This is a genomic window from Priestia sp. SB1, from assembly GCF_038898415.1.
Window position 1 is genome coordinate 206348 of record NZ_JBBJSS010000003.1, and the last position, 25207, is coordinate 231554.

At 38.7% G+C, this 25207-nt stretch carries 26 protein-coding genes and 3 riboswitches; of the genes, 7 read left to right on the forward strand and 19 right to left on the reverse strand.

Annotated elements, in window-relative coordinates; translation table 11 throughout:
- Nucleotides 1-247: 247 nt before the first annotated feature.
- Nucleotides 248-398, reverse strand: a riboswitch (FMN riboswitch).
- A 107-nt stretch (nucleotides 399-505) separates the two neighbouring features.
- Nucleotides 506-1540, reverse strand: a complete 1035-nt coding sequence (locus tag WKH56_RS11680) for a YkvI family membrane protein (protein ID WP_231099212.1) — start codon at nucleotides 1538-1540, stop codon at nucleotides 506-508.
- 332 nt (nucleotides 1541-1872) lie between these two features.
- A riboswitch (SAM riboswitch) is annotated at nucleotides 1873-1983 on the forward strand.
- Between the two features lie 107 nt (nucleotides 1984-2090).
- Between WKH56_RS11680 and WKH56_RS11685 the strand changes: the two genes are divergently transcribed.
- The 3 genes from WKH56_RS11685 (at nucleotide 2091) to WKH56_RS11695 (ending at nucleotide 8548) form a co-directional block, all read left to right on the forward strand.
- The gene (locus WKH56_RS11685) at nucleotides 2091-3929 is read left to right on the forward strand and encodes a bifunctional homocysteine S-methyltransferase/methylenetetrahydrofolate reductase (protein WP_243495631.1); all 1839 of its coding nucleotides are present in this window, start codon (nucleotides 2091-2093) and stop codon (nucleotides 3927-3929) included.
- Nucleotides 3930-7373, forward strand: coding sequence for a methionine synthase (gene metH, locus WKH56_RS11690; RefSeq protein ID WP_028414139.1), 3444 nt, complete (start codon nucleotides 3930-3932; stop codon nucleotides 7371-7373).
- Between the two features lie 377 nt (nucleotides 7374-7750).
- The gene (locus tag WKH56_RS11695; RefSeq protein WP_063247564.1) at nucleotides 7751-8548 is read left to right on the forward strand and encodes a Cof-type HAD-IIB family hydrolase; all 798 of its coding nucleotides are present in this window, start codon (nucleotides 7751-7753) and stop codon (nucleotides 8546-8548) included.
- A gap of 57 nt (nucleotides 8549-8605) precedes the next feature.
- Here the strand turns inward: WKH56_RS11695 and WKH56_RS11700 are convergent, their stop codons facing one another.
- The 5 genes from WKH56_RS11700 to WKH56_RS11720 all read right to left on the reverse strand — a co-directional run bounded on the left by WKH56_RS11700 (nucleotide 8606) and on the right by WKH56_RS11720 (nucleotide 11687).
- The gene (locus WKH56_RS11700) at nucleotides 8606-8812 is read right to left on the reverse strand and encodes a hypothetical protein (RefSeq protein WP_013055999.1); all 207 of its coding nucleotides are present in this window, start codon (nucleotides 8810-8812) and stop codon (nucleotides 8606-8608) included.
- A 48-nt stretch (nucleotides 8813-8860) separates the two neighbouring features.
- Nucleotides 8861-9124, reverse strand: coding sequence for a hypothetical protein (locus WKH56_RS11705; protein WP_013055998.1), 264 nt, complete (start codon nucleotides 9122-9124; stop codon nucleotides 8861-8863).
- Nucleotides 9125-9328: 204 nt separating this feature from the next.
- A complete protein-coding gene (locus WKH56_RS11710) occupies nucleotides 9329-9703 on the reverse strand; it encodes a cytochrome-c oxidase (protein ID WP_063247565.1) in 375 nt (124 codons plus the stop codon).
- Between the two features lie 173 nt (nucleotides 9704-9876).
- Nucleotides 9877-11175, reverse strand: coding sequence for an NCS2 family permease (locus tag WKH56_RS11715; RefSeq protein ID WP_063247566.1), 1299 nt, complete (start codon nucleotides 11173-11175; stop codon nucleotides 9877-9879).
- A gap of 230 nt (nucleotides 11176-11405) precedes the next feature.
- Entirely contained in the window at nucleotides 11406-11687 is a 282-nt protein-coding gene (locus WKH56_RS11720; protein ID WP_033578387.1) for a hypothetical protein, read from the reverse strand.
- Nucleotides 11688-12351: 664 nt separating this feature from the next.
- Here WKH56_RS11720 and WKH56_RS11725 point away from each other — a divergent pair.
- The gene (locus WKH56_RS11725; RefSeq protein WP_014461047.1) at nucleotides 12352-12711 is read left to right on the forward strand and encodes a YueI family protein; all 360 of its coding nucleotides are present in this window, start codon (nucleotides 12352-12354) and stop codon (nucleotides 12709-12711) included.
- Nucleotides 12712-12873: 162 nt separating this feature from the next.
- Here WKH56_RS11725 and WKH56_RS11730 read toward each other — a convergent pair whose 3' ends face one another.
- The 4 genes from WKH56_RS11730 to WKH56_RS11745 all read right to left on the reverse strand — a co-directional run bounded on the left by WKH56_RS11730 (nucleotide 12874) and on the right by WKH56_RS11745 (nucleotide 15431).
- Complete coding sequence (locus tag WKH56_RS11730) at nucleotides 12874-13587, reverse strand: cell wall hydrolase (protein WP_098112871.1); 714 nt, start codon at nucleotides 13585-13587, stop codon at nucleotides 12874-12876.
- 312 nt (nucleotides 13588-13899) lie between these two features.
- A complete protein-coding gene (locus WKH56_RS11735; protein WP_013082248.1) occupies nucleotides 13900-14226 on the reverse strand; it encodes a hypothetical protein in 327 nt (108 codons plus the stop codon).
- Nucleotides 14227-14373: 147 nt separating this feature from the next.
- A complete protein-coding gene (locus WKH56_RS11740) occupies nucleotides 14374-14568 on the reverse strand; it encodes a hypothetical protein (protein WP_033578384.1) in 195 nt (64 codons plus the stop codon).
- Between the two features lie 17 nt (nucleotides 14569-14585).
- Complete coding sequence (locus WKH56_RS11745; RefSeq protein WP_028414145.1) at nucleotides 14586-15431, reverse strand: patatin-like phospholipase family protein; 846 nt, start codon at nucleotides 15429-15431, stop codon at nucleotides 14586-14588.
- Nucleotides 15432-15739: 308 nt separating this feature from the next.
- On the opposite strand from WKH56_RS11745, the gene WKH56_RS11750 reads away from it, so the two are divergent.
- Complete coding sequence (locus WKH56_RS11750) at nucleotides 15740-15925, forward strand: YkvS family protein (RefSeq protein ID WP_048020030.1); 186 nt, start codon at nucleotides 15740-15742, stop codon at nucleotides 15923-15925.
- A gap of 316 nt (nucleotides 15926-16241) precedes the next feature.
- Nucleotides 16242-16463, forward strand: a complete 222-nt coding sequence (locus WKH56_RS11755; protein WP_047751404.1) for a hypothetical protein — start codon at nucleotides 16242-16244, stop codon at nucleotides 16461-16463.
- Between the two features lie 31 nt (nucleotides 16464-16494).
- Here WKH56_RS11755 and WKH56_RS11760 read toward each other — a convergent pair whose 3' ends face one another.
- The 9 genes from WKH56_RS11760 to WKH56_RS11800 form a co-directional block, all read right to left on the reverse strand.
- Complete coding sequence (locus tag WKH56_RS11760) at nucleotides 16495-17196, reverse strand: NAD(P)H-binding protein (protein ID WP_028414147.1); 702 nt, start codon at nucleotides 17194-17196, stop codon at nucleotides 16495-16497.
- 68 nt (nucleotides 17197-17264) lie between these two features.
- On the reverse strand, nucleotides 17265-17762 hold the full coding sequence (gene queF, locus WKH56_RS11765) for a preQ(1) synthase (protein WP_013055985.1): 498 nt from the start codon (nucleotides 17760-17762) through the stop codon (nucleotides 17265-17267).
- 98 nt (nucleotides 17763-17860) lie between these two features.
- Nucleotides 17861-18592 (reverse strand): 7-carboxy-7-deazaguanine synthase QueE, encoded by a 732-nt coding sequence (gene queE / locus WKH56_RS11770; RefSeq protein ID WP_048020031.1) that lies wholly within the window; start codon nucleotides 18590-18592, stop codon nucleotides 17861-17863.
- A complete protein-coding gene (queD, locus tag WKH56_RS11775) occupies nucleotides 18585-19025 on the reverse strand; it encodes a 6-carboxytetrahydropterin synthase QueD (protein WP_243495630.1) in 441 nt (146 codons plus the stop codon). The genes queE and queD overlap by 8 nt, the downstream gene beginning before the upstream one ends.
- The gene (gene queC / locus WKH56_RS11780; protein ID WP_028414148.1) at nucleotides 19025-19690 is read right to left on the reverse strand and encodes a 7-cyano-7-deazaguanine synthase QueC; all 666 of its coding nucleotides are present in this window, start codon (nucleotides 19688-19690) and stop codon (nucleotides 19025-19027) included. Before queC ends, queD begins: the two co-directional genes overlap by 1 nt.
- Nucleotides 19691-19920: 230 nt before the next feature.
- Nucleotides 19921-19964, reverse strand: a riboswitch (PreQ1 riboswitch).
- A 72-nt stretch (nucleotides 19965-20036) separates the two neighbouring features.
- Nucleotides 20037-21158, reverse strand: a complete 1122-nt coding sequence (locus tag WKH56_RS11785; RefSeq protein WP_048020032.1) for a GerAB/ArcD/ProY family transporter — start codon at nucleotides 21156-21158, stop codon at nucleotides 20037-20039.
- A 22-nt stretch (nucleotides 21159-21180) separates the two neighbouring features.
- A complete protein-coding gene (locus tag WKH56_RS11790; protein WP_033578382.1) occupies nucleotides 21181-21417 on the reverse strand; it encodes a hypothetical protein in 237 nt (78 codons plus the stop codon).
- Between the two features lie 11 nt (nucleotides 21418-21428).
- Nucleotides 21429-22628, reverse strand: a complete 1200-nt coding sequence (locus WKH56_RS11795; RefSeq protein WP_063247571.1) for a Ger(x)C family spore germination protein — start codon at nucleotides 22626-22628, stop codon at nucleotides 21429-21431.
- A gap of 24 nt (nucleotides 22629-22652) precedes the next feature.
- A complete protein-coding gene (locus WKH56_RS11800) occupies nucleotides 22653-24251 on the reverse strand; it encodes a spore germination protein (protein ID WP_243495629.1) in 1599 nt (532 codons plus the stop codon).
- A 207-nt stretch (nucleotides 24252-24458) separates the two neighbouring features.
- Here WKH56_RS11800 and WKH56_RS11805 point away from each other — a divergent pair, with 207 nt between their 5' ends.
- Complete coding sequence (locus WKH56_RS11805) at nucleotides 24459-25178, forward strand: 3-ketoacyl-ACP reductase (protein ID WP_028414153.1); 720 nt, start codon at nucleotides 24459-24461, stop codon at nucleotides 25176-25178.
- Nucleotides 25179-25207: the final 29 nt, after the last annotated feature.

Sequence of the window (25207 nt, forward strand, 5' to 3'; positions counted from 1 at the left end):
TCTTATGCCGTTTTGAAATAGCAGCTGCTTTTTTTTCATATTTATCTTTCCCCCAACCACTGAAAATAAAAAAGCCCCTTGAACAAATGTCCAAGGGGTCGGCTGAGCTGAATCAGTTTTATCTATGCAAAATTCCGCTAATTGTATACGAAATAAACAGTTATGTTTTGTGTACAAAAACAAGGGTAGCTTTAAAAAAGGCAAACCTGTCCCTTATTAATACAACACAAAAAAACAACTGTGCTTCCTGATCCTTCTCCCATCCAGACTTTTACTGTCGGCTCTAGATTTTAACTAGATCCACCGCTAACATACATCGTATGAAAACGGGTCACGGGCTTAAAAGCATATGCTTTATCACCGCCGGTTGGGACTTACACCCGACCCCGAAGGATAATATATTCGACTGCTAGAGTCTTATTTGTTTTACATTATAGCAAAGTAAAATCGACTTGTCACATCATTTAACTTCGTTTTTTCACATCTGTTCTTTAAAATCTATCTTTTAGCTTATTTTTTCTTTTTTAATACATAGCATCCATACAAAAGCTAGTCCAATATAGCCAAATATCGGATACAAAAACTCAAGAAGCTGAGCATATCCAAATTGCCCGATAATAAAGCATGCCAAGATAATAAACGCAAAAGCTTGTTTGTCATTCAGGGGAAGAAATGATTGAAGCTGTTTAGCGATTCCAAATACATTTCCAATCAATGTAGTAAAAATCTCGCCTAACACAACTACCGTAAATAAAACATTCACCCACACTGAGATATTTTTAACAACGGCACTCATAGGAATATCAAGTTGAAATGAATAAGGCAAATTGGAAAGGGCAAGATGAGTAGAAACAAGCATAAACGTAAGTACACATCCTCCTATTACGGCCCCTTTTTTGATCACGCTCTTATCTTTCACGGAGCTTCCTAATGGAACTAAAACGGCCTGAGCCAAAGCTAGATTTAGGGAAATATATAAAAAGGGACTAACCGCCCACTTCCACTGTGTGACGAGCGTTAAGTCTGGCTTCGTTTGAATCAGTGAGAAATAGCTGACATTTGGCACAAAGATGATAAAAGCAAATGAAAGCATCATCGGCACAACAAGAGAATTAACCATTAAAATACCGTTAATTCCTCTTGCGATAAATATATAAGTTAAAACAATTGTACAAATCATCCCAACAGGAGGCCACAGCCCGAACTGTTCTTTTCCTATTGCCCCCGTACTCGCTAGCATGACTGAAGTTACTCCAAATAAAATGACGATCATTACACCGTTTACCGCTTTTCCAAGTACATCACCAAATAAATATGTATTAAGCTGCTGATAAGAAGAAGCCCCAATTGCGTGCGAAAGCAGCATCATTTTCGAACCTAGCCAAATAAAAAACAAGCCGCTGACCAAAATTCCAACCATTCCAAGTTCGCCGTACTGTGTAAAAAATTGAACAATTTCCTTGCCTGTTGCAAAACCGGCTCCTACAACGGTGCCTACATACGTAGCAGCAACCTGCAGCGTGAGTTTCCACCTTTTCATGCCCATCACCCTTCTACCCTTCATAGTTCACTATATGTAGAAACGGTTAAAAAAAGACGAGCCTTTTATATGTAAATCCTCGCCTCACCCGGTGCTATTCCTTTTTCGTTTTTTTATTTCCTTCTTGTTTTTTTCATGAAAACCCTTTATCCCTTAACATAACGGCAGTTTTCAAACAAAATATACGGATATTTTCCCTTTAGCTTTTAAATTTTCCTCAATATTTGCTGGAAATTCACAATTTACTGTTGTATAATTTCTAAAAATCAGATAAATTATTAAATAAGTATTCTTTCTATTTAAAAAAATATGTTTCAATTATATACAATTGATTCTTATCATGAGAGGTGGAGGGACTGGCCCTTTGAAACCTCAGCAACCAGTCGTTAGAGACATGGTGCTAAATCCAGCAAGCAATTAATTTATTGCTTGGAAGATAAGAAGGCGAAAAAAGTCTTCTTCTTAAGAAGACTTTTTCTATTTTATCGGCATATTGCATAAAACGAATCACTCGTGAAATAGAAGCGGAACAATTTAAGGAGGTTTTGACATGGGGTTACTTGAAGATTTAAAGTCTAAAATTTTAATTGGGGATGGTGCCACTGGTACCCTCCTTTACTCACACGGTATTGACAGCTGTTTTGAAGAACTAAACATCACCAAACCAGAAGAGGTTTCTCGTATTCACAGAGCCTATGTAGAAGCTGGTGCAAACGTTATTCAAACAAATACGTACGCTGCTAATTATCAAAAACTTGCCCGTTATGGATTAGAAGATTCAGTCAAAGACATCAATGTTGCTGGTGTAAAATTAGCGAAACAAGCTGCAAACGATCAGGCTTACGTGGTTGGTACACTCGGCGGAATTCGTTCTTTCCAAAAAAATGCTATTAGCTTAGAAGAGGTTAAGCGAAGCATTCGTGAACAAATGTTTTGGCTTTTAAATGAAGGCGTGGATGGCCTTTTATTTGAAACATACTATGATTTCGAAGAATTAAAGACCGTTCTTACACTAGCAAGAAAAGAAACGGATAAGCCTATTATTACCCACGTTTCCCTGCATGATATTGGCGTACTGCAAGATGGGCGTCCTTTAGCAGATGCATTAAAAGAATTAGAAGACTTGGGAGCAGATGTTGTCGGGCTAAACTGCCGTTTAGGTCCTTATCATATGATTCAGTCTCTTGAAGAAGTACCGCTTCCTGATCGTGCTTTCTTATCTGCTTACCCTAATGCCAGCCTTCCGGCGTATGTGGAAGGCAAGCTGGAATATGAAACGAATGAAGACTACTTTGTAGAAAGCGCGCGTTTATTCCGCGAACAAGGGGTTCGCTTAATTGGAGGATGCTGCGGTACAACACCAGCTCACGTACGCGCCATGTCGTCTGCCTTAAAAGACCTGCCGCCGATTACAAGCAAAATCGTTAAAATGAGACCAGCCGTTACGGTTCAAGAGCGTGAGCAGCAGGATAAACCTCATATGCACGAAATTGTGAAGAAGCGCCGCTCGGTTATCGTTGAGCTGGATCCGCCTAAACAGCTTGGTCCGACGAAATTTTTAGAAGGCGCAAAAGCACTTGATAAAGTCGGCGTAGATGCTATTACATTAGCTGATAATTCTCTTGCCTCACCTCGCATCAGCAACTTGGCAATGGCAACACTGATGCAACAAGAAACAAAAGCACGACCGCTTATTCATATTACCTGTCGCGACCGAAATTTAATTGGACTTCAATCTCATTTAATGGGACTTCATACGCTAGGAATGAATCAAGTGCTTGCAATTACCGGTGATCCGTCAAAAGTTGGCGATTTCCCTGGCGCCACTTCGGTCTATGATTTATCTTCATTTGACTTGATTAGTTTAATTGCTCAGTTTAATGAAGGACTATCTTATTCCGGCAAACCGCTTGGTCAAAAAACCAATTTTTCCATTGCAGCTGCCTTTAACCCAAACGTGCGTCACTTAGACCGAGCCGTTCAGCGCTTGGAAAAGAAAATCGACTGCGGGGCTCACTATTTCATTACTCAGCCTCTCTATTCAACTAAGCAAATTGAAGAGGTATATGAAGCAACCAAACATTTAACAACACCGGTATACATCGGGATCATGCCGTTAACAAGCGCAAGAAATGCTCGATTTATTCACCATGAAGTACCTGGAATTAAATTATCAGAAGATATTCTAGAACGTATGGACGCAACGGGAAATGACCGGATTCGCGGTGAAGTCGAAGGCCTTGCGATTGCAAAAAACTTAATTGATACAGCATATGAACTATTTGACGGTATTTACTTAATTACGCCGTTTATGCGCTATGAAATGACCGAAATTCTAACACGCTATATTCATGACAAGCAACTCGTTACATCAGAAAGGAAGATATAAATGAGCTCACTTATCGAACAACAACTAAAGAAGCGAATACTCGTCATCGATGGAGCAATGGGAACGATGATTCAAGATGCTGATTTAAGCGCTGAAGATTTTGGCGGCGAAGAATATGAAGGCTGCAACGAATATTTGACCCGAACAGCGCCTCATGTGATTCAGCGCATTCATGAAGAGTACTTTGCAGCGGGTGCTGACATCATTGAAACCAATACGTTTGGCTCAACATCTACCGTACTTGATGAATACGATTTAGGCCACTTGGCGTATGAATTGAATATCGAAGCTGTGAAGCTTGCTTGTGCAGCCCGCGATAAATATTCAACTCCCGAATGGCCTAGGTTCGTAGCTGGAGCTATCGGTCCTACCACTAAAACTCTCTCTGTTACGGGAGGTATTACATTCCCTGAGTTAGTAGAATCGTACGAAGAGCAAGCTCGGGGTTTGTTAGACGGCGGCGTTGACTTACTTCTAGTCGAAACCTGTCAAGACATGCTGAACGTAAAAGCTGCGTTTTTAGGCATTACAGCGGCGTTTGAAAAACTGAAAATAGAAGTTCCAATTATGATTTCAGGAACGATTGAGCCAATGGGAACAACTCTCGCTGGTCAAGATATCGAATCTTTTTACTTATCACTGGAACACATGAAGCCTCTTTCAGTCGGACTTAACTGCGCGACAGGTCCTGAATTTATGACGGATCATATTCGCTCTCTTTCAGACCTAGCCACTTCAGCTGTTAGCTGTTATCCAAACGCTGGACTTCCGGATGAAGAAGGCAATTATCATGAATCCCCTGAGCTGCTGGCTCAAAAAATTAAAGGATTTGCTGATAAAGGCTGGTTGAACTTTGTAGGCGGATGCTGTGGTACAACGCCTGCTCATATTAAAGCACTTGCTGAAGCGGTAAAAGAGGTTGCTCCTCGTTCGCTTGATCGCTCCGAGCATAATCATGCTGTAACCGGTATTGAACCGCTTGTATATGACGATTCTATGCGCCCTCTTTTTGTGGGAGAACGTACGAATGTAATCGGTTCTCGCAAGTTCAAGCGTCTGATTGCGGAAGGGAAAATTGAAGAAGCATCTGAAATTGCGCGTGCTCAAGTTAAAAATGGTGCTCACGTTATTGATATTTGCTTAGCAGATCCAGACCGTGAAGAAATGGAAGACATGGAGGAATTTATTCAAGAAGTTGTAAAAAAAGTGAAGGTTCCTCTTGTAATCGATTCAACTGACGAGAAAGTTATTGAAAAAGCTTTAACGTACTCGCAAGGTAAGGTCATTATCAACTCCATTAACTTAGAAGATGGTGAAGAGCGTTTTGATGCAATCTTGCCGCTAGTAAAAAAATTCGGTGCAGCTCTGGTTGTCGGTACAATCGATGAAACAGGCATGGCGGTTACTGCAGAAAGAAAAGTAGAGATTGCTAAACGCTCACATGATTTGCTTGTTGAAAAACATGGCTTTAATCCAAAAGATATTATTTTTGACCCTCTTGTGTTTCCTGTAGGGACTGGTGATGAACAATATATTGGTTCTGCTGAAGAAACAGTTAAGGGAATTAAAATGATTAAAGAAGCCCTGCCTGATTGCCTGACCATTCTTGGCGTAAGTAACGTGTCATTCGGTCTTCCTCCAGTCGGACGTGAAGTACTAAATGCGGTTTACCTTTATCACTGTACGCAGGCTGGACTCGATTATGCCATTGTTAATACAGAAAAATTAGAGCGCTATGCTTCTATTCCAGAAGCTGAAATTGAGCTTGCTAATGCGTTATTATTTAACACAACTGATGAAACGCTAAGCACGTTTACGGACTTTTATCGTGATAAAAAGAAAGAAGCAAAAGTAGAAATTTCTACGTTAACACTTGAAGAACGATTGGCAATGTATATTGTCGAAGGTACAAAAGAAGGATTGCTTCCTGATTTAGAACAGGCTTTAGCTCAATATGATGATCCGTTAGATATTATTAACGGACCGCTTATGAAGGGGATGGCGGAAGTCGGACGTTTGTTTAATGACAACCAGCTGATTGTAGCAGAAGTGCTTCAAAGTGCGGAAGTTATGAAAGCATCCGTTGCCTTTTTAGAACCTCATATGGAAGCAACTGAAAATGATTCTGGAAAAGGAAAAGTGATTCTTGCAACGGTTAAAGGCGACGTGCACGATATCGGTAAAAACTTAGTAGACATCATTTTAAGCAACAATGGTTTTAAAGTCATTGATTTAGGAATTAAAGTAACGCCGCAGCAGCTGATTGAAGCAGTAAAAGACGAAAAGCCAGACATCATTGGCCTGTCAGGTCTTTTAGTAAAATCAGCTCAGCAAATGGTTTTAACTGCACAAGATTTAACGCAATCAAGCATTGATGTTCCAATTATGGTAGGAGGCGCTGCCCTTTCCCGTAAATTTACTGACTTTAAAATTGCCCCGGAATATGAAGGTGCCGTCCTCTACGCCAAAGATGCGATGGACGGATTAGCGTTAGCAAATAAGCTGCAGAACAAAGAAGAAGTTATTCAGCTTTTAGCAGATTTAAAAACGCGTCAAGAAAAGAAAGTAACGGTTCGAGAACGCCAGCCTCAAACCGCTCAAGCAGCTACGGCTGTTTTAGAAAGATCCGCCATTTCAACGGATGTTCCTGTTTTTGTACCGGCTGATTTAAAGCGCCACGTTGTCAAACACTACGATTTGGCACAGGTTCTTCCGTATATTAACTGGCAGATGCTTTTAGGCCATCACTTAGGACTAAAAGGAAAAGTGAATAAGCTGCTTGCTGAAAAAGACGAGCGTGCTGTTCAATTAAAAGAAACCGTTGATGACCTTCTCGAACTGGCACTAAAAGAAAACTTAATTAAACCAGCGGTTATTTATCAGTTCTTCCCTGCTCAAGCAGACGGAAATGATTTAATTATTTATGATCCTGCTGATGAAAAAACAGAAATTGAACGCTTTACCTTCCCTCGACAAGCAAAAGGACAGTTCCTGTGCTTATCTGATTTTGCAAAGCCTAAAGAAAAAGAGATGGACTATGTATGTTTCTTCTCTGTAACAGCAGGAACAGGCATTCGCGAACGCGCGGCGAAATTCAAAGAAAACGGCGAGTTTTTAAAGAGTCACGTGTTCCAAGCTCTTGCGCTTGAACTAGCTGAAGGATTAGCAGAACGTGTTCATCAGCAAATTCGTGACCGCTGGGGATTCCCCGATTCGCCTGACTTTACAATGGCGGAGCGTTTTTCAGCCAAATACCAAGGTCAGCGTTTTTCATTCGGATATCCCGCATGTCCAGACCTTGAAGACCAAGCAAAACTGTTTAAATTAATTAAACCTGAAGACATCGGCATTCAGTTAACAGACGGTTTCATGATGGAACCAGAAGCTTCTGTTACAGCCCTTGTTTTTGCACATCCTGAAGCGAAATATTTTAACGTATTGTAAAACATAGCTGCGGTCTTTTAGACCGCGGCTGTTTTTTTACAGTGAACAAACCTAAAAAAAGGCTGCGACAAATGTATTTTTAGCTGAAGAAAGATCCGAACGGTGAATCCAGATTCTTGACTGAGAATCAACTCCATTCGGATTTTTTCATTGTGATCGTGAACTGGATTTCATGTAGCTGTTTCTAGCTGTTTGAAGGGCAAAGCGAACACTCCTGCGGAAAAAATTGATGCAGTTATGTCTTGATCCCTTTGAATTCATCGCCGGTTTGAGCTTTTTTTATGAGTTTCTTGGGAAACACTGATAGAATAAGGAATGTAATAAATTTGTAACGCTCTTATCACAGCAAATTTTTTAGGGAAAGGAATTTTCAAGAGATGATTAAATTATTTGTAAGCGACTTAGATGGCACTCTTTTACACGAAGAAAAATACGTAGAACAGCATAATGCAGACGCACTTAGTGAACTTCAGCGCCAAGGAGTAGAGGTTTGTCTTGCTTCTGGACGAATGGATACGGAAATTTTAAAGATTTCTACTGATATTAATAATACATTTCATCGCATTAGCCAAAACGGAGGATTTGTGTGGACCAAAGAAAATCAAGAACTTCATGGAAAAGTGTTTGAAGATGATTTAGCGGTTCAACTTTATAAAAAAACGATAGATCCTAACCGTATTACGCTTGTCTGTTCAAACGACACGAATTATGTAGAGCAGCGAAATGAAATCATTGAAGCGATTGAAACTCACATGTTTTTCCCTATCGAAGAACAAATTGAAATGACGGATTCATTTGGTCACGCTCTTTCTCCATCTAAAATCACGGTTCTTGGAGATCATGATGAAATGGTAGCTCTGCAAAAAGAAGTGAACGAAGAGTTTGGTGATTATATTGATACATATATTTCTGCCAAGCAGTGTTTGGATATTATGCCTAAACATATCAGCAAAGGAAATGCCATTGAAATTTTATTAAATCATCTTCAGCTAAAACCAGAGGAAATTGCATGTGTGGGGGATTCATTTAACGATGTTCCTATGTTTCAATTAACGCCGAACAGTTTCGCTATGGCTACAGCTCCTGAAGCTGTTCAGCGCCACGCCTCTGCTGTTGTGTCATCTGTTAGTGAAGCAGCGCGTATTGTTTTAGAAAAAAATAAGCAAACCATCTAAAAAAAGCGGTCAACGTTTAAATTGACCGCTTTTATCTATTTAATAAGAAAACGGTAGTTATTTTTTCCGTAAAGAACGAAAAAATTCACCTAAGCTTTTTTGCTTCCCATCTGCATGCTCTCCGTGATTAACCAAGCTGCTGATTCTTTCTCGTCGAACAACAACCATGATAAGAGTGGCAAAAAAGATAATGGAAACGGCAATGACAACCAGTGCAAGAACGGATGCTACAATAGCTTCAGAAGTCGTTAGTGACGATAGCATCTGCCTCGTACACCTCCATTTCGTTTGTGGCGAAAAGGAGCCTAGCAATTAGAAATGCAAATAATCTTTTTTCTCAGCTTGATGCATGTTATTATACACCATTTTCATTTTAGAAGCTGTAGCTTTTAAAGACGTAGACGAATCCACATCTTCGGCTAACATAATGTTTACTAAGTCAACCACAGAACGAGACAACAACTCTACATTATTTTGCAACTCTAATTCGTCATAAGTCGTACGGTCTTGAAGACGAAGTCGAATAATTTCATTTGCTAGCTCCCTAACACGCACTAATTGTTGATGTTCTCCCATAGTATCTCCGCCGCAAGAAACTTATAATCAGCCCTTTTATTGGCTTTTATAAGAGCTAGAAATCCCTGCAGCTTACCCCTCCTTATAAAGATGCCTAGCACACCTTTATGTAAATCGCACTTTCACCTTGTTTACATGTATATTCGCTATAGCTGGTTCTTTTTCCTTTTGAAATTAGCAGCCATCGTCAACGACCTTCTTGGTTTATCGTTCAGATTTCAAATTTTTAAGGATGTGATATACGAAAATTAAAACGCCAATAGCCGTAAGTGTTGCTCCTGCTGCCACTACGGGTGTAAAAGCTTGGTTTTCTAGTACGATCATGAGAAATAAACCAATCATCATGACCGGTAATCCTATATTATGCAACCATACGTGCAGTTTAGCTAATTTACTTTCGCTAAACGCAGGAAACAAATAATAAATAAGTCCCGCTAACGTAAGCGACGTCCATCCTAATAAATTAATGTGCACGTGAACAGGCGTCAAAGCGTAGCTGTGAACAATTGACATATAATACCCCAATATGATGCCAATTCCAAAATAAACGGCTGATATTTTAATTAATTTAATTCCCATCGTTTTCTCCCCCTTATATCCCCTCCGACTTCTGTACTACTTTACGCAGGAAACGCCATTTTAGAAGCGGCTGATTAACCAAAGGACACGAAATACGGAGTATGATATCTAAAAAGAGGATTCTTTACCGCAAACACAAAAAACAGCTGAGCAAAAGTACTCAGCTGTCTATTTTAAGCAATATAATGCAGCACAAAATTCAAGAAAAACAATAGCGCGCTTACATACATAAACATCGATACTTCACGCATTTTACCAAGGAATAATTTAAGCAGTGGATACGCAATGAACCCAAATGCAATTCCATCAGCAATGCTGTACGTAAGAGGAATAAGCGCAATAATTAAAAATGCAGGGAAACCTTCTGTTAAGTCCTGTAAATTGATGTTTTTGATATTTTGAATCATCAATGCTCCAATCACAATGAGAATAGGTGCAATAGCACTATCTGGAACCAGCTTGATAAATGGAATAAACAGAAGTGAACTTAAAAATAAAACTCCTGTAATCAGCGATGTTAAACCCGTTCGCCCTCCAGCTGCAATACCAGATGCTCCTTCTACAGAAGACACCGTTGGACTTGTTCCAAACACCCCGCTTAGCAAAGCTGAGGCGGCTGTTGCTTGAAAGGCCCGCGGAAATTTGCTATCTTGATTCATCATACCTAGCTGACCATGAAGCAAACCAATATTTTCAAAAATCAATACCATTGTTAATGAAAAGACAGCTGCCCAAAACGCAACGTCTCCAATGGCTCCAAAAGACAATGTGCCAAAGCTGCTAAAGAAGTCGTTCACGCTCGCAGCGGACTGTCCATTTTCTGCACTGCTTCTTACACCAAGTAAGAAGGCAAGGACGGATCCAGCAATCATGCTTAACAAAAAGTTACCTTTCACATTTCGGATAAACAGTACGATTGTGATAATTAACGTCAACAGCGTACTGATAACAAACGGATCTGACAAGTCTCCAAGTGCTACAAAAGTGTTTTCGCTTGGAACTACAAGCTTCCCTTTTTGCAAACCGATAAATGTTAAAAATAAGCCAACACCGACTGTTATCGCTTCTTTTAACGAATGCGGAATCGAAGAAACAATTTTGGCAGACAGTCGTGAAAAAGCTAATGCTATAAAAAGAAAGCCGGATATCACTACTGCTAATAACCCTTCTTGCCAAGATAATCCCATTGATTGAACCATCGTATACGTAAACAATGCGTTAATCCCCATACCTGGCACCAGAATGAGCGGCGCATTTGCCCAAAAAGCCATAATAACACAGCCTACAAAAGCCGAAGCCACTGTTGCGAATATTCCTGCTTCAAGCGGAATACCGGCATCAGACAAAATGGTTGAATTAACAGCAATAATATACACGATGGAAAGAAATGAAATGACCCCAGCTAAGCTTTCTTTTCCGACAGTTGTTTGGTGGTCGCTTAAACGAAACAACTTTTCAAATAATGCGTTCAATCTAATTTCCTTCTTTTCATCTATCCCTCGCCCACCCAGTGACCAAAAATGCCACCGAAGTTATTATAGCAAAATCAACAATTGTTGCAAGGAAAACTTGTCTCCTTTAGCTTAAGCATTCATTCCTTATTTAAAACTGTTATCATTTTCTAAACGTAACGTCTTGCATGCATTCTATATATACCTTGTATTGGACATAATAAAAGAGCGCTTTATCAGCGCTCACTATTTTAATAATAATAATATGGTGGGTACGGCGGATAATATGGTGCTGGATAGCCGTAATAACCTGGACCTCCTAATGCACTTCCAAGAACTAATCCTCCAAGAAATGGAGCTCCAAAGCCCCAACCCCAAGGGCGACCAAAGCCATAACCGAACCCCGGACGGCCGAAGCCAAAACCAGGACGACCGAAACCAAAACCTGGGCGACCGAAACCGAATCCTGGACGGCCAAAGCCTCCAAAACCACCAAATGGTCTTCTTATGTCATTAATATCAAATTCTTGCATGATACATGCCTCCTCAAATTATATTTCATTCTCTTTATTACATATGTTATTCACCTACTTCTTGCATAGGCAATCGCCTCTTTTTTTGTGATTTCTTAAAAAATATTCTTTTTCTATCATCTCATTAGGATCAAACAAGCGTACAGACATATTTTTTAAGGCTTTGAAACATACTACATGTAAAATAAGAGAGATGAAACGAGGAATGTCCTTTTAGCATTTTCAGCAGCTGCTGCAATGAGAAATAAACATAATATGAACGCATAAAAAGAACGCTCAACAAAGATGTTGACCGTTCTTCTTATGAAAATACATAGCGATTTTTTATTAATTTATCTGACCCTTTGCTTGACCGTATATGCCCTAAAGCTATATAATCCCCTTTTTATACAATGCGCTTTGAACATAAAATCATAGGAGCGTCTCCCCAAACGCTGCTATGTATGTATATCTGTAATCGCTTACAAACCTTTAATAAAAAACCGATATGATTTTCTATCTATTTACATTAAACAATATTTTAGGCTAAATTTCAACACATTTTTTGTTTTTCTTTGTACTCAGCAAAAAAACAGGTGATATAGCACAATGATTTTCCTTTTTTCCTGTCCCTTTTACTTATATCCATAATCGTTTATAGTTTATAACGAAAGGAAGTGACATAATGTCTGATCAACTAGAAGAATACTTAGAACGAGGAATGTACGGAGCAAAGGAAACAAAAAGAGACGAAAGAAGATATTTCTTAACTGCTCTACGTGAGAATATTGAAATTGCGCTAAAAAAAGGGCAAGTCATGAAAAAGGATGCAGCAAAAATAAAGCCTCTTTTAAAAAAAGTGAAAGACGGTCATTTGTTTTTAAATGGCTCTTTGTCTTATTCATACCTCTCCCCTTATATTCAAGCGGCTAACCAACATAAAGTGCCTTTTACCATCGTTCAGAACTTAGAAGCTGATACCGATATTGGTCTAGTTTTAACGGGTTCTGAAGGCAGTTTGGAACGAGATATCTTTTTAGACTAAAAAAAGAGGTTGACACATAACGAAATGAATCCAATCAACCGCTAGAAGGAACGAGGCAGATAAAACTATATTCACCATCAAAAAAAAACGAACCATTGATCAACATGTGATCAATGGTTCGTTTTTCACTTCGTCTAAAATACTTTTGTTGCAGCCTCTTTTTTATTTAGCAAACACGTGATGATCAATTGTTTTAATTACAGCACGTGAACGAATCCAGTTATCGGTAGCTGTTTTTGGATTATAAAAGTAAATGGAATCGTCTAAACGATCTTTTCTAGTCAATGCTTGCTCTACTGCTTTTTTCGAATCTTCTGAAGCAGGTTTGTTAATTGATCCGTTTTGAACCGGTGAAAAAGCGTATGCTTTTCCGACAACTTGTTTAATAACTCCTGTTACCGTATCTGGAAACTTCGGAGAATCTACACGGTTTAACACCACTGTTGCTACCCCTACTTTTCCTTCATACGATTCGCCTTTTGCTTCGGCTTCTACTAAGCGAGCTAATAAATCTTTTTCGCTTGACGAAATCGAAACTGCAGGTGTTTCCTGGTCTGCAGGTTTGGCTTCTGGTTTTGGTTCTGGCTTAGCCGTATTAGCAGGTGCTGCCGTTGAAGGTTCCGTTGTTTCAGCAGCCAGCACTTTTGTCTTACTCGGAATAGCTAATGTTTCACCAATATAAATCATATCTCCTTGACGATTGTTTAATTTTTTAATATCGTCAATTGTTACACTATATCTTTTACCTAACTTCCAAAGACTATCGCCTTTGACTACTTTATAATTAGTTGCAGCCGTAGCTGTTGCATTAAAACCTATAAATGAAAGAGTAGCTAAACAAGCTACTACCATTGATTTCATATAACTATGTTTCATAGGTAATACCTCCTGAAATTTCGTATGGTATTACTCTATCATAGCTATATGGGGGTTTCACCGAACGATTCAATTACATTTCTTTAAGTTTGATGAACAAAATTACGTTCGGAACACAAATATGACATTGTACCTTATTTTTTGTCATAATCACGGTAATTTTTCTAAAATACAGGTATATTTTCCCGCATTATTTCAGTTTAATCAGAAATTTCTTCATTCGTTTTTCCCTTATAATTCTTATGATAAACATTTAAATTCATCTACTTTTACACAAAAGAGCTGAATGTTGTAATCAACATTCAGCTCTTTTTAATCTTCGATCTCAATTTCTACAACATCATAGAAATCAATCACTAGCTTAGCACCCGTATCATCCATAAACGTAAAAACGTCTTGATCATCTGATAAATGTATCACGTATCCGGTCAACTGCTGTTCACTGTTGTCGTAAACAGTAGTAATTAGAATTTTTTTATGATCTACATATGCTTCTTCTAATAACGAATGGAGGTCATAGTCCCCGTCATCTTCGGGCCGGTTCGTTAACAGCATCCCATAAGTCGTCATTCCATTTTTATCTTTCCATATATGATCTGCAAAATAAAAAGGTGCTGTACTTTTTCGAAACTCATCCATAATATCCCTCCTATAACTAAACACGTTTATTCGCTCTTACTATACGTTACTAAATAAACGCACAAGCACTTGTAACAGTATATTCTCTACTGTACAGGCTCATACATCCATTATATAAGGCATAATCAAATAATGCCATCATTTCGTTTAACTCCTAGGAATTTCTAGATACGTATAGGTAAAATCGCCTCCGCGTCCGGCGATTCCACGAAAATGTTTGAAATCAGGGCGATTTACTAAAAAAGGGCGAAAAGCAAGAAAGTCTTCTTTTTTAACTTTAATTTCGGTTACTTTTCCTTCACTTAACTCATTTAACATATTGATTACTGTTTGTTCATCCATTCAGTTCCACCTCGTTTTTAGCTGTTGAGCCAATTTTGCAGAGACGCAAATTGAGCTTCAGCTTCTTTATATCCTTGGTTATAAAGAGCGTCGAGACGCTCACGATTCTTCTCAATTCGCCCTACTACAAGAGGGGATTGCGGACGAATCACAAAGATATTCCCCTGTCTTTCCTGCTCTTCAATATATGACAATGTTTCATTATACAATTTATAGCGGTTCTCAAGCGCACGAGTCAGCCCATCATAATGACGATATTTGCGCTTCAATAACCAAAGCATATTTGATTTCTTTTTTCGATATCCTTCGTTTCGCGTTAGCACAACAATATTTTTTCTATATCCATCCTGCACTGCTTTTTTGATTGGAATCGGATCACTGATTCCTCCATCTAACAGCTCTTTTCCTTTATATGTAACGACAGGTGCTAAAAATGGAAGGGAACTAGAAGCGCGAACCGCTGTCAAAATATCCCGATCATACTCATCAAAATAAACGGGTTCTCCCGTCACGCAGTCCGTTGCTCCTACTACAAGCTTCTCTGTACGCTCAGCAAATGCCTCAAAGTCAAATGGAAGAAGCTGATTAGGAATTTCATCAAAAACGAAATCCATTCCAAATATCTCTTTTGTTTTAAAATAATTTTTCCACGACAAGTAGCGAGGATCCTCTAAAAAATCTAAATTAGCTTTGCGACTTCTTCCTATTTGTCTAGATAAATAAGAAGTGGCATGACAAGCGCCGGCTGAAACGCCAATTACATACGGAAGGTACAGATTTCTTTCCATAAAGTAATCTAAAACTCCGGTTGTATAAAGGCCTCTCATACCGCCTCCTTCGAGCACGAGTCCAGTATCTTTCAATTTCTACACCTTCTAATTCTTATAATTTATGACAAGATTATACCTCGTTTATTATAACGAAAGATGAACAAAGATGGAACTGTGTTGCTTCTCTCTTTCGTTAAAGCTACCAATTCCTTCTATTCCTCAGCACATTTTACTTGTTTTTTCAATTTTATTTTATATTTTTTCAAAAAACCCTTTACTAATTCCCAGTTTTAAGGCAAAATTGTAAAAAAAGAAAACGCTAACTAGTTTTACTATTTTCAAAATTAAAATTATTGAAAAAATTAATAATGAACTAATTTAAAACAAAGGAGCGATGAATGATGAAAATAGCAGAGGTAGGAAACTTGATAGAATTTAAAAATGGCTTACAGGGCATTGTCGAAAAAGTAAATGAAAACTCCGTGATTGTTGATTTAACTTACATGGCAAACTACCGGGATTTAGACTTAGAACAGCGAACTGTTGTCAACCACAAAAACTACACGATTATTAATCCTGCTATGTAAAGGGAAAAAGCAACCGGAACGCAAAAACGGTTGCTTTTTTAGTGGTTTTGAAAGAACTGATTCTTTTGTTCTTCTGTAATAATTCCCAGCTTATACATGAGATAAATATACTGTTGAACCTTAACATCCTTCGAACTTTTTTTCACTGTACTCCCTCTTTTCTAAAATGTTTCTTCATACAATAATATATGGCTAAGATAAAAAAAGTTTCCTTAAAGAAACAAAACCAGGCCCCATTTTTTCTTGAAAGGGTCTTATTTTCGTGTGACAATAAGAACAAGCTACTACTACCTACTTACTGAAAGGAATTACTAGCATGTTTGATACTGTATTGTTTATCGTTGCACTTATTGTCATTCTTTTTTTCATCGTGCAGTTCGTTTTTAAACGCAAGCAAACTTCAAATAAAAAAACATCCGTTGAACCCATGAATTATGCCGAAGAAGATTCTAACTCCTACACAAGCTGGAGTGAATCTGCTTCTAATCACGATCACGATGGTGATGGTGATGGGAACGCGGATGCTGACGGAAGATAGAAAAAAGCCTCTTCTTATGAAGAGGCTTTTTTTATTTTGATAACACGCGCTTGCCGTTGGTAAACGAATAATAGCATTCACCTGTATAGATGTCTTGGCTTTCATGTACATGAACACCACATTTATCTTCAAGTGCAGCTTTCATCATGGATTTGGCTACGTTATACGCTTTAATTGGACGATATTTTCTCCACTTTCCTACAAGGCAAAATGAACACGACTTTAACGTGTATCCCCCAAGCTTTTCAAATAGGCGAAACTCTTGGCGCTTGCCTAATAATAACGATGGGCGGAAAAAGTGAGTAGAACGGATATACAAGCTTGCGATATCTTCTTCTACTTGCCCCTTTACTTTACTGTAAAAGAATGGCGAACGAAGATCAGCACCAATTGCTGTAATCGTTAAAAAGTTTTTGCAGCGATATTTTTCTGCACATTTAGCCGCTTTTAAAGGAAATTCGTAGTCAACTTTAATGAATTTCGCTTTTGTTTTTGCTTTTTTCATTGTCGTGCCTAAACAGCAATATACATCATCAACTGCAAAGCATTCTTCGTGCTTATCAAGCTCTGAAAAATCAATTTCAAGCTGACGTAGCTTTGTGTGTTCGATTGGTAGCTTTTTTCGAACAAACACTGTCACATGGTTATATAAGCTATTGCTTAATAACATTTTTAAAAGTTCTTGACCAACAAGTCCGCTTGCACCTAATACTAATGCTGATCTCTGTGACATTCTTTCACCTTCTCATCTGTTGTTTTTGCAATGGAAAACAGGTTGCATACACAACCTGTTTGTTCGAATTAACGATTATCAATTGTTTCTGGGTATAAATCATGATTCATCAGGCGATAATTAGCCATTTCTTCATACTTCGTACCAGGACGGCCATAGTTTGTATATGGATCAATTGAAATCCCGCCGCGTGGTGTGAATTTCCCCCATACTTCAATATATCTTGGATTCATCAGTTTAATTAAGTCATTCATAATAATATTCATACAGTCTTCATGGAAATCTCCATGGTTACGGAAGCTGAACAAATAAAGCTTTAACGACTTGCTTTCCACCATTTTTTCATCTGGAATGTAACTAATATAAATGGTTGCGAAATCCGGCTGACCCGTTTTTGGACATAAGCTCGTAAATTCCGGACAGTTAAATTTCACAAAATAATCACGATTTGGATGTTTGTTATCAAATGCTTCTAGAATCTCTGGTGAATATTCAAACAAATAGTTTGTTCCTTGATTTCCAAGGAGTGATACACCTTCTAATTCTTCATCTTTTCGACCGCTCATTTGCATTTCCTCTCTTTCTACGATTGTCATTCTAACAGCGTTTTTTTATTTTGTATATATCTGTTTTTATTTTTCTTTGTAAATTTTTTGCTATGCGCTTACACGCCTCGTTTATTTCCCCAAACAAGGGCGTGAACCTGCGGCAGAACTCTTACATCGTTCATGTTTTTAGCTGCCACTGCCTTGTCGATTAACCACTCATACTTTTTAAGCAATTCTTGTGTTAACGACGCATTATCGATTGTCGTTAAGTCCTCGTTGCCTACTTGAACAAAAAATGGAACCTCAGGATAACGTTCATGAACAGACGCTGCATACTCAAAGTCCTCATCATTAAATACAACGACTTTTATGCTTATGTGCGCCATGCGTTTTTCCTTTATTAATGTCTCTATAATATCGTCTAATACGGAGAAATTTGTTGTCATTAATGAACTTGGAGGCTTAGGAGAAATCGTTAAATCATCGATCTTTAGGAACCAATCCTGATAACGGCTTCCCTGTGTTTCAAGAGCTGCTTTTACCCCATGACTGTGCAAAAGCTCTACAAGTGAACCAATCGCCTTGATAAGCGCAGGGTTTCCTCCAGAAATGGTGACGTGATCAAAGCACTCTCCTCCAATTTCTTTAAGCTCCGTCCAAATTTGTTCTGCTGTTAGCTGACGAATATCGTTTTTAGCTGATCCATCCCATGTAAAAGCTGAATCACACCAGCTGCAGGAATAATCACAGCCTGCGGTACGAACAAACATCGTCTTACGTCCTACAACCATTCCTTCCCCTTGAATCGTTGGGCCGAATATTTCAAGTACTGGAATTGTATTAGCCACGTTTTTTCACCTTCTTTGGGCGGTAAATTACGTAACTTGTCGGCGTTTCCCGCACGAATACTTGTACACAAGAAGGCTTATTTGGTAGTGTGTCTAGATATTCTTGAACCAACTCATAAATTTTACGAGCAACAACTTCAGTTGTAGGAAAATCATTTGGATTTTCTTCGTTAAAAATAGAATGATCGTTCAATAATGTATGATCAAATTGACCAGAAACAATTTTTTTCAATAGCGCAAAGTTTACTAAAAAGCCCGCTTCGTCTAATGTATCTCCGGCAACAGTTAAATTTACAAAATACGTATGTCCATGGACTTGACGGCATTTTCCTGCTTCTGTATGAGGAACAAAATGTGCCGCAGCAAACTGCATATCTTTGTTCAATTCATATTCATAGTCATGAAAGACTTGAGGATACATTTGTTGCAGCATTATTTTTCTCCTCCTTCTTTTGTTTGCAAGTATTGATCTAACCCGCGTTTTCGCAATTGACATGCGGGACATTCGCCGCACCCATCAGCAACAATACCGTTGTAGCACGTTAATGTTTTTTCACGCACATATTCAAGCGCTCCTAGCTCATCCGCTAACGCCCACGTTTCTGCTTTATCAATCCACATAAGCGGCGTATGAATCACAAACTCGAAGTCCATTGATAAATTAAGCGTGACGTTTAACGATTTCACAAATACGTCTCGACAGTCTGGATATCCCGAAAAATCAGTTTCACAAACGCCTGTTACGATATGACGGCCTCCGCTGTTTTTAGCCAGTACGGCAGCAAATGATAAAAATAACAGATTGCGGCCATCCACAAACGTTGTAGGCAACTCTCCTTCTTTTTGCTCAATTTCAATATCATCTCGTGTTAAGGCATTTGGTGCTAATTGATTTAAAAGTGACATATCTAGGACGGTATGCTTCACACCTAAATCAGCTGCGATAGCTTTTGCTACCTCTATCTCTTGACTATGACGCTGACCGTATTGAAAAGTAACCGTTTCTACTTCTTTAAAGTTTTTCAAAGCCCAAAATAGACATGTTGTACTATCTTGACCTCCGCTAAATACAACAATAGCTTTTTCATTTTTCATCATTATTGTTCGTCTCCTTTTTGATTGAAATCAAAAGAAGAAGAAACTTTATTGAACCGTTCGTTCCCTTTGTGACTAATTTTATAACACAAAAAAGAGACTGCTCTTTTCCAGCAATCTCCCTAAAAAGCAACTAAGATACACGTCCTCGCCAGCATACACGTCAAAAAGACGTGTTGATAGAAAAGCACGTGAAAGAAGACACGCTAAAACCGTGTCTTTTGTCATCAACGATGATCTTAGTTTTTTATAGAGGGAGTTTTCGAACCTCTCCCGTACATATACAAACGTGTACGGCGTTTCTTCTTGAATTGTCATCGTATACTATACCACATACGTATAAATAATGCTATGTTTGTTGGCTTCTATCACCTTTAGCTGTCTTATTTCTCTTTCTATAAGAAAGCGCAATAAATAACAACGGAAAACAGACGCTTAGTACAAATAAATAAAACGGCCAGTAATATTTTTCAAAATAATTGAAGTATGCTGTATTTGGAATAATGTAATACGCCACGCCTGTAATGATTAGACCTAAAGGAAAGCTCAAAAAATTGCGCACCCGTAAATTACATAATTGAGCGATACTTAACTGAATAGCATAGAACACAATGACAACTTTAAAAAAGATAGATAACATCCAAATAATAGCTACTAATACTTCAACATGCTGTATCGTTGCACCTAACGAAATCATTTTTCCTAATAAATAAACTGGGTAGCTGTGCATTGATGCAATATTCGCGCCAAGAGCTAATATACAAGCCGCAACTGCAATCGTAATCGTCAAGCCCGATGCCACAGTGCCGATAACAATCATTCTTTTTACCTTTTTGCCACCTTTTATATGAGGCGTAATCATTAGCACAAAAATCAATTCCATAAACGGATTTCCTAAGAAATACGTGGTTCCTAACACTAAATCATCCATGCGGAATTCAAACAAAGGGTAAAGACGATCCAGTTTCATCTGAGGAATATTTAACGAAATTAACAATAAAAAAGGGACGACGATCCACGGTAAAAAGATTTCCGCTGTTCTCGCTATCACTTCAATGCCTAGATACCCTCCGTATATAACCGCTAAAATCACAAGAGCATGGATCCACGTAGGCAGCGTTTCAGGGACAATTTGCGTCGTCATAAATGTACTGATATCTCGAAGGGAAAACGTAGATTGAATGAACATAAAAAAAATGTAAATAAGAGACATACACGCTCCGGCGTAAGGACCTAGCGCTTTTTTAGCTATTTCAATGAACGTTTGCTGAGGGTAACGGTGCATCAGCCATAACAGCACCGCAACAATTAAAAGGGCAAAGCCAATAGCAAGCACACTACATACCCAGGCATTTTGTCTATTCGTTTCTAATAACGTAGCCGGAACTGCCAAAATAGCGCTTCCGATACAAAAAAAATAAATGAGAAAAAGAAGTTGTTTCGGAGTAATAAATTCTTTTATTTGCATCATACACCCCTTCTCTCCTACATGCTTACGTAAATAACAGATGATGAACGGTTTTAGTAAGAGGCTTAATGAGTTCCTCTAAAAAGTACAGAGGCGTAGGTACTTCTTTACGGAGTGTAATGGCTCCCCAAAAGAATAACCCCATACCTATAAGACAAAGATAGACAACGATTTCACGGTAATACTTTTCCTTTCGGAAGTTAATCATAATTTTTTTAGTCAAATAAGCAAGAAGTACGAGTAAGGCGATAAATCCCTCCATTTTCTTTCTCCTTAATGCTTCATTTGCTTCATATATGAGTTATTTAACGTGCCTAAGCGACGGATTTGAACTTTGGCATCTAAATCGACGGTTAAATCTTCTGCGTAAATTCTGTTCCAGTCTCTTTTCATTTTGTACCATCTCTTTACATCTTGTCTGTAAAACGTTTCTCCAAAACCGAAGATATCACTTTTATAATCTTTTTGAGCTTTTTCCACTGCGTCATTCATTTTTTCTTTTACGTCCGCTGCTGTTTTTCGTTCGAGCATATTGATTACAGCTGGGTCCTGTAAGTTTACTTGACACTCTACATCTGCCACGTTTGCTTCACCTTTTAAATCCACGTGAATATGAGGCTTATGGTTTTTCATAGAAGCCGTTACCTTCACGTTCGTTCGAAGCATTTCTACTCCGATGATATCGTGCTGTTTTTCTTTTCCTTCGCATGGAATAACAATTAACGTACTTTTTACATTTCCTGTAATATAGTTATATCCTTTACTTTCGTCTTCATTGAACCAGCCAATCAGCTTATCATTTTGAAAGACACCTAATCCTTTAAAATTGAGCAGGGTGGACAGATTGGTCCGGGAAATGCTCGACATATCTCCTGCCTTTTTCACGTCGCCTTTGACCAATACTCCCGATAACACCGCCTGCTTTCCTTCGCTCGTTAAGTTACTGATCAGTTCATTTAACTTTACGCCTCTAGTGGGTGCCCAAATACGCTGAGAGACGTCTAATGAAGCAAACATATGGTTAGCTGGTATTTTTTCAATTGTTGTTAATACGTTCAGAACGCTCGATGCTTTCGTGTTTTTAGCAACAACAACAAAATAATCGGTACGCACTTCATGATCCCGAGCAAAGAAATCAAGCACTTCAGCAATACCCTCTTCCGCCATGCTTTCGCTAATGACTAGCATTCGTAAATGAGAAAGATAAATTTTCCGCGGGGATTTTGTCGTTATTTTTCTTAACCCTTCCATTACAGACGAAGCCTTAATAGAGAATGTGGTAACAGAAGGCCCGTTTGTAGGGGTTTTGGCCTGAATATCACCAGGGTTAATCAGCTGAACTGTAACAATAATGCCATCTTCTGCTTTATCAATTCCGACAGCAACCGTAATGGCTAGCTCATTCAACTCTCGACTGCTCCAGCAGCCGCTTACCAGCAATGAACAGATACATAACATCAGAAATGCTTTCATAGTAACCGGCCACCTTTGCACAGTTTAGTTTTTTTGCGTCTTTTGACGTGAGATATTCTTCTCGTTAATAAGCTTTGGCCTTGTTTTCATTTTTTTGATAGAACGTCTAATTAGAACATCCTTTTGATCACGCTTCACAAAGGGAGCCATAGGTGTCATATAAGGGACTCCAAATGACCTTAAGCTGCATAAATGTAAAATCATTAAAATTAGCCCGAGGATAATACCGAACAAGCCAAAAGTAGCTGCTAAAACCATTAAAATAAAGCGCAGCATCCTTACTGCAATGGCCATATCATACACCGGTGAAACAAAGTTACTAATAGCGGTGATGGATACAACGATAACCATTGCAGGCGATACTAATCCAGCTTGTACGGCGGCTTCTCCTAAAACGAGTGCTCCCACGATTGAAATAGCTGAACCTACTGCTCGAGGCAATCGGACTCCCGCTTCTCGCAAAATTTCAAACGTGATTTCCATAATAAACGCTTCAATAATAGCTGGAAAAGGCACACCTTCCCTTTGAGCTGCAATACTAATTAACAAAGCAAAAGGAAGCATCTCTTGATGAAAAGTAGTTAAAGCAATATAAGCAGAAGGTGTTAAAAGGGCTAAGAAAAATGCCATGTAGCGCATTAAGCGAATCAATGTACTAATATCTGCGCGCTGGTAATAATCTTCGGCCGCCTGAAAAAATTGAATAAATAGGGCAGGAACCATCAATACAAAAGGTGTACCGTCTACTAAAATGGCTATCCGCCCCTCTAAAAGACCTGCTGCCACGGAGTCTGGACGCTCCGTGTTATGCATAGTAGGAAAAGGTGTATAATCTTCATCTTGAATCAACTCTTCGATATATCCGCTCTCCAAAATACCGTCTATATCAATTTTAGAAAGACGCTCTTTTACCTCTTGAATGACCTGTTCATCCGCAATGCCGTCTATATAAACGAGCGCAATATCCGTTTTTGTAAACTCTCCTATTTGCTGAGATTCAATCCAAAGTTTTGGAGATTTTATTCGGCGCCGAATCAATGCGGTATTCGTTCGCAGTGTTTCTGTAAAACTGTCTCGAGGTCCTCTTACAACGGTCTGAGATTGTGGTTCAGAAACAGCCCTGTCTCTCCACCCTCTTGTACTTGCCACAATACACGTTTGATACCCTTCTAAAAACAGCACGGTATCTCCTGATAAAACATGAAGAAGAGCATCATCCAATGTTTTGGCTTCCATAATTTCACCGGCCGCCAAACTATAGCTTTTAATCAACTCGTACATATTAACGGCACCGTCATCATGAGTTAAATGCTCATCGTGATAATGCATAATGGAGTCCAGCGCATAGTGTTCAACTTCATCTTTATTTACCAATCCGTCGATGTAAGCAACACCTAAAGTGAATTTTTCTTCAATTGAAATTCGAAACTCTCTTGTCACTAAGTCCGTGCTCTGTCCCAATGCTTTTTTCATGTGGAATATATTATCTCCCACTCTCTCCGACAATTTCTGCTCTTCCTCAGTGGAAGAAGCACTAGTTGCCTTAGAGTCCTTCGATTCACCAGCTTTTTCTTTCCGCTGTTTGGATTTATTCGTTAACTCCGACAGTTTTTTAATACGCATTGTTCATCCTCCACTACATTGAACGAAAAGAAACGGAATTTCTTCTTTTTAGTCTCTATAGTTTTTGTATGAAAAGGAAATTTATACTTGAAGCCATTTTAATAATCTTTATTTTTGACATCATTTGTGCATTTCTATAGGATAGTAATGGATAATTCTTCGTTATTATGAAGAATGTTTATACGGAACATTGAAAGGAGTCTATACATGGCACAATCACTTAAAGGCAAAGTAGCTCTTATTACAGGAGCAGGAAAAGGCATTGGTCGTTCAACTGCAATTGAATTAGCAAAAGAAGGCGTAAATATCGGTTTAATTGCTCGTACAGAGGCAGATTTAAAGGCTGTTGCTTCTGAACTGGAAGCATTTGATGTACAAGTTGCTTATGCAACAGCAGACGTTTCTTCTATGGAAGAAGTAAACGCAGCAGTTGAGCATCTACATACAAAATTAGGGGCAACGGATATCTTAATCAACAATGCGGGAATCGGTAAATTCGGAGGCTTTTTAGAGCTAGACCCAGCTGAGTGGAAACAAATCATTGATGTGAATTTAATGGGCGTTTACTACGTAACGCGCGCCGTTCTACCTCAATTAATCGAAAAAAATGGTGGAGACATCATCAATATTTCATCCACTGCTGGTCAAAAAGGCGCTCCCGTTACAAGTGCTTACAGCGCTTCAAAATTTGGCGTGCTTGGCTTAACTGAATCTTTAGCGCTAGAAGTGCGCAAACACAATATTCGTGTAACAGCTCTAACACCAAGTACAGTAGCAACGGAATTAGCATATAAAGAAAACTTAACGGATGGCAATCCTGATAAAGTGATGCAGCCTGAAGACCTAGCAGAAATTATGGTAGCACAATTAAAGCTGCATCCGCGTATTTTTATCAAATCTGCGGGCATGTGGTCTACAAATCCATAAACAAACATAGAAAAAGGAGAGCTTCAGCT

Coding starts and splice junctions, on each gene's coding strand:
- WKH56_RS11680 (WP_231099212.1), bottom strand. CDS start 1,540: ATGAAAAGGTGGAAACTCACGCTGCAGGTTGCTGCTACGTATGTAGGC.
- WKH56_RS11685 (WP_243495631.1), top strand. CDS start 2,091: ATGGGGTTACTTGAAGATTTAAAGTCTAAAATTTTAATTGGGGATGGT.
- metH (WP_028414139.1), top strand. CDS start 3,930: ATGAGCTCACTTATCGAACAACAACTAAAGAAGCGAATACTCGTCATC.
- WKH56_RS11695 (WP_063247564.1), top strand. CDS start 7,751: ATGATTAAATTATTTGTAAGCGACTTAGATGGCACTCTTTTACACGAA.
- WKH56_RS11700 (WP_013055999.1), bottom strand. CDS start 8,812: ATGCTATCGTCACTAACGACTTCTGAAGCTATTGTAGCATCCGTTCTT.
- WKH56_RS11705 (WP_013055998.1), bottom strand. CDS start 9,124: ATGGGAGAACATCAACAATTAGTGCGTGTTAGGGAGCTAGCAAATGAA.
- WKH56_RS11710 (WP_063247565.1), bottom strand. CDS start 9,703: ATGGGAATTAAATTAATTAAAATATCAGCCGTTTATTTTGGAATTGGC.
- WKH56_RS11720 (WP_033578387.1), bottom strand. CDS start 11,687: ATGCAAGAATTTGATATTAATGACATAAGAAGACCATTTGGTGGTTTT.
- WKH56_RS11725 (WP_014461047.1), top strand. CDS start 12,352: ATGTCTGATCAACTAGAAGAATACTTAGAACGAGGAATGTACGGAGCA.
- WKH56_RS11730 (WP_098112871.1), bottom strand. CDS start 13,587: ATGAAACATAGTTATATGAAATCAATGGTAGTAGCTTGTTTAGCTACT.
- WKH56_RS11735 (WP_013082248.1), bottom strand. CDS start 14,226: ATGGATGAGTTTCGAAAAAGTACAGCACCTTTTTATTTTGCAGATCAT.
- WKH56_RS11740 (WP_033578384.1), bottom strand. CDS start 14,568: ATGGATGAACAAACAGTAATCAATATGTTAAATGAGTTAAGTGAAGGA.
- WKH56_RS11750 (WP_048020030.1), top strand. CDS start 15,740: ATGAAAATAGCAGAGGTAGGAAACTTGATAGAATTTAAAAATGGCTTA.
- WKH56_RS11755 (WP_047751404.1), top strand. CDS start 16,242: ATGTTTGATACTGTATTGTTTATCGTTGCACTTATTGTCATTCTTTTT.
- WKH56_RS11760 (WP_028414147.1), bottom strand. CDS start 17,196: ATGTCACAGAGATCAGCATTAGTATTAGGTGCAAGCGGACTTGTTGGT.
- queF (WP_013055985.1), bottom strand. CDS start 17,762: ATGAGCGGTCGAAAAGATGAAGAATTAGAAGGTGTATCACTCCTTGGA.
- queD (WP_243495630.1), bottom strand. CDS start 19,025: ATGCTGCAACAAATGTATCCTCAAGTCTTTCATGACTATGAATATGAA.
- queC (WP_028414148.1), bottom strand. CDS start 19,690: ATGATGAAAAATGAAAAAGCTATTGTTGTATTTAGCGGAGGTCAAGAT.
- WKH56_RS11785 (WP_048020032.1), bottom strand. CDS start 21,158: ATGATGCAAATAAAAGAATTTATTACTCCGAAACAACTTCTTTTTCTC.
- WKH56_RS11790 (WP_033578382.1), bottom strand. CDS start 21,417: ATGGAGGGATTTATCGCCTTACTCGTACTTCTTGCTTATTTGACTAAA.
- WKH56_RS11795 (WP_063247571.1), bottom strand. CDS start 22,628: ATGAAAGCATTTCTGATGTTATGTATCTGTTCATTGCTGGTAAGCGGC.
- WKH56_RS11800 (WP_243495629.1), bottom strand. CDS start 24,251: ATGCGTATTAAAAAACTGTCGGAGTTAACGAATAAATCCAAACAGCGG.
- WKH56_RS11805 (WP_028414153.1), top strand. CDS start 24,459: ATGGCACAATCACTTAAAGGCAAAGTAGCTCTTATTACAGGAGCAGGA.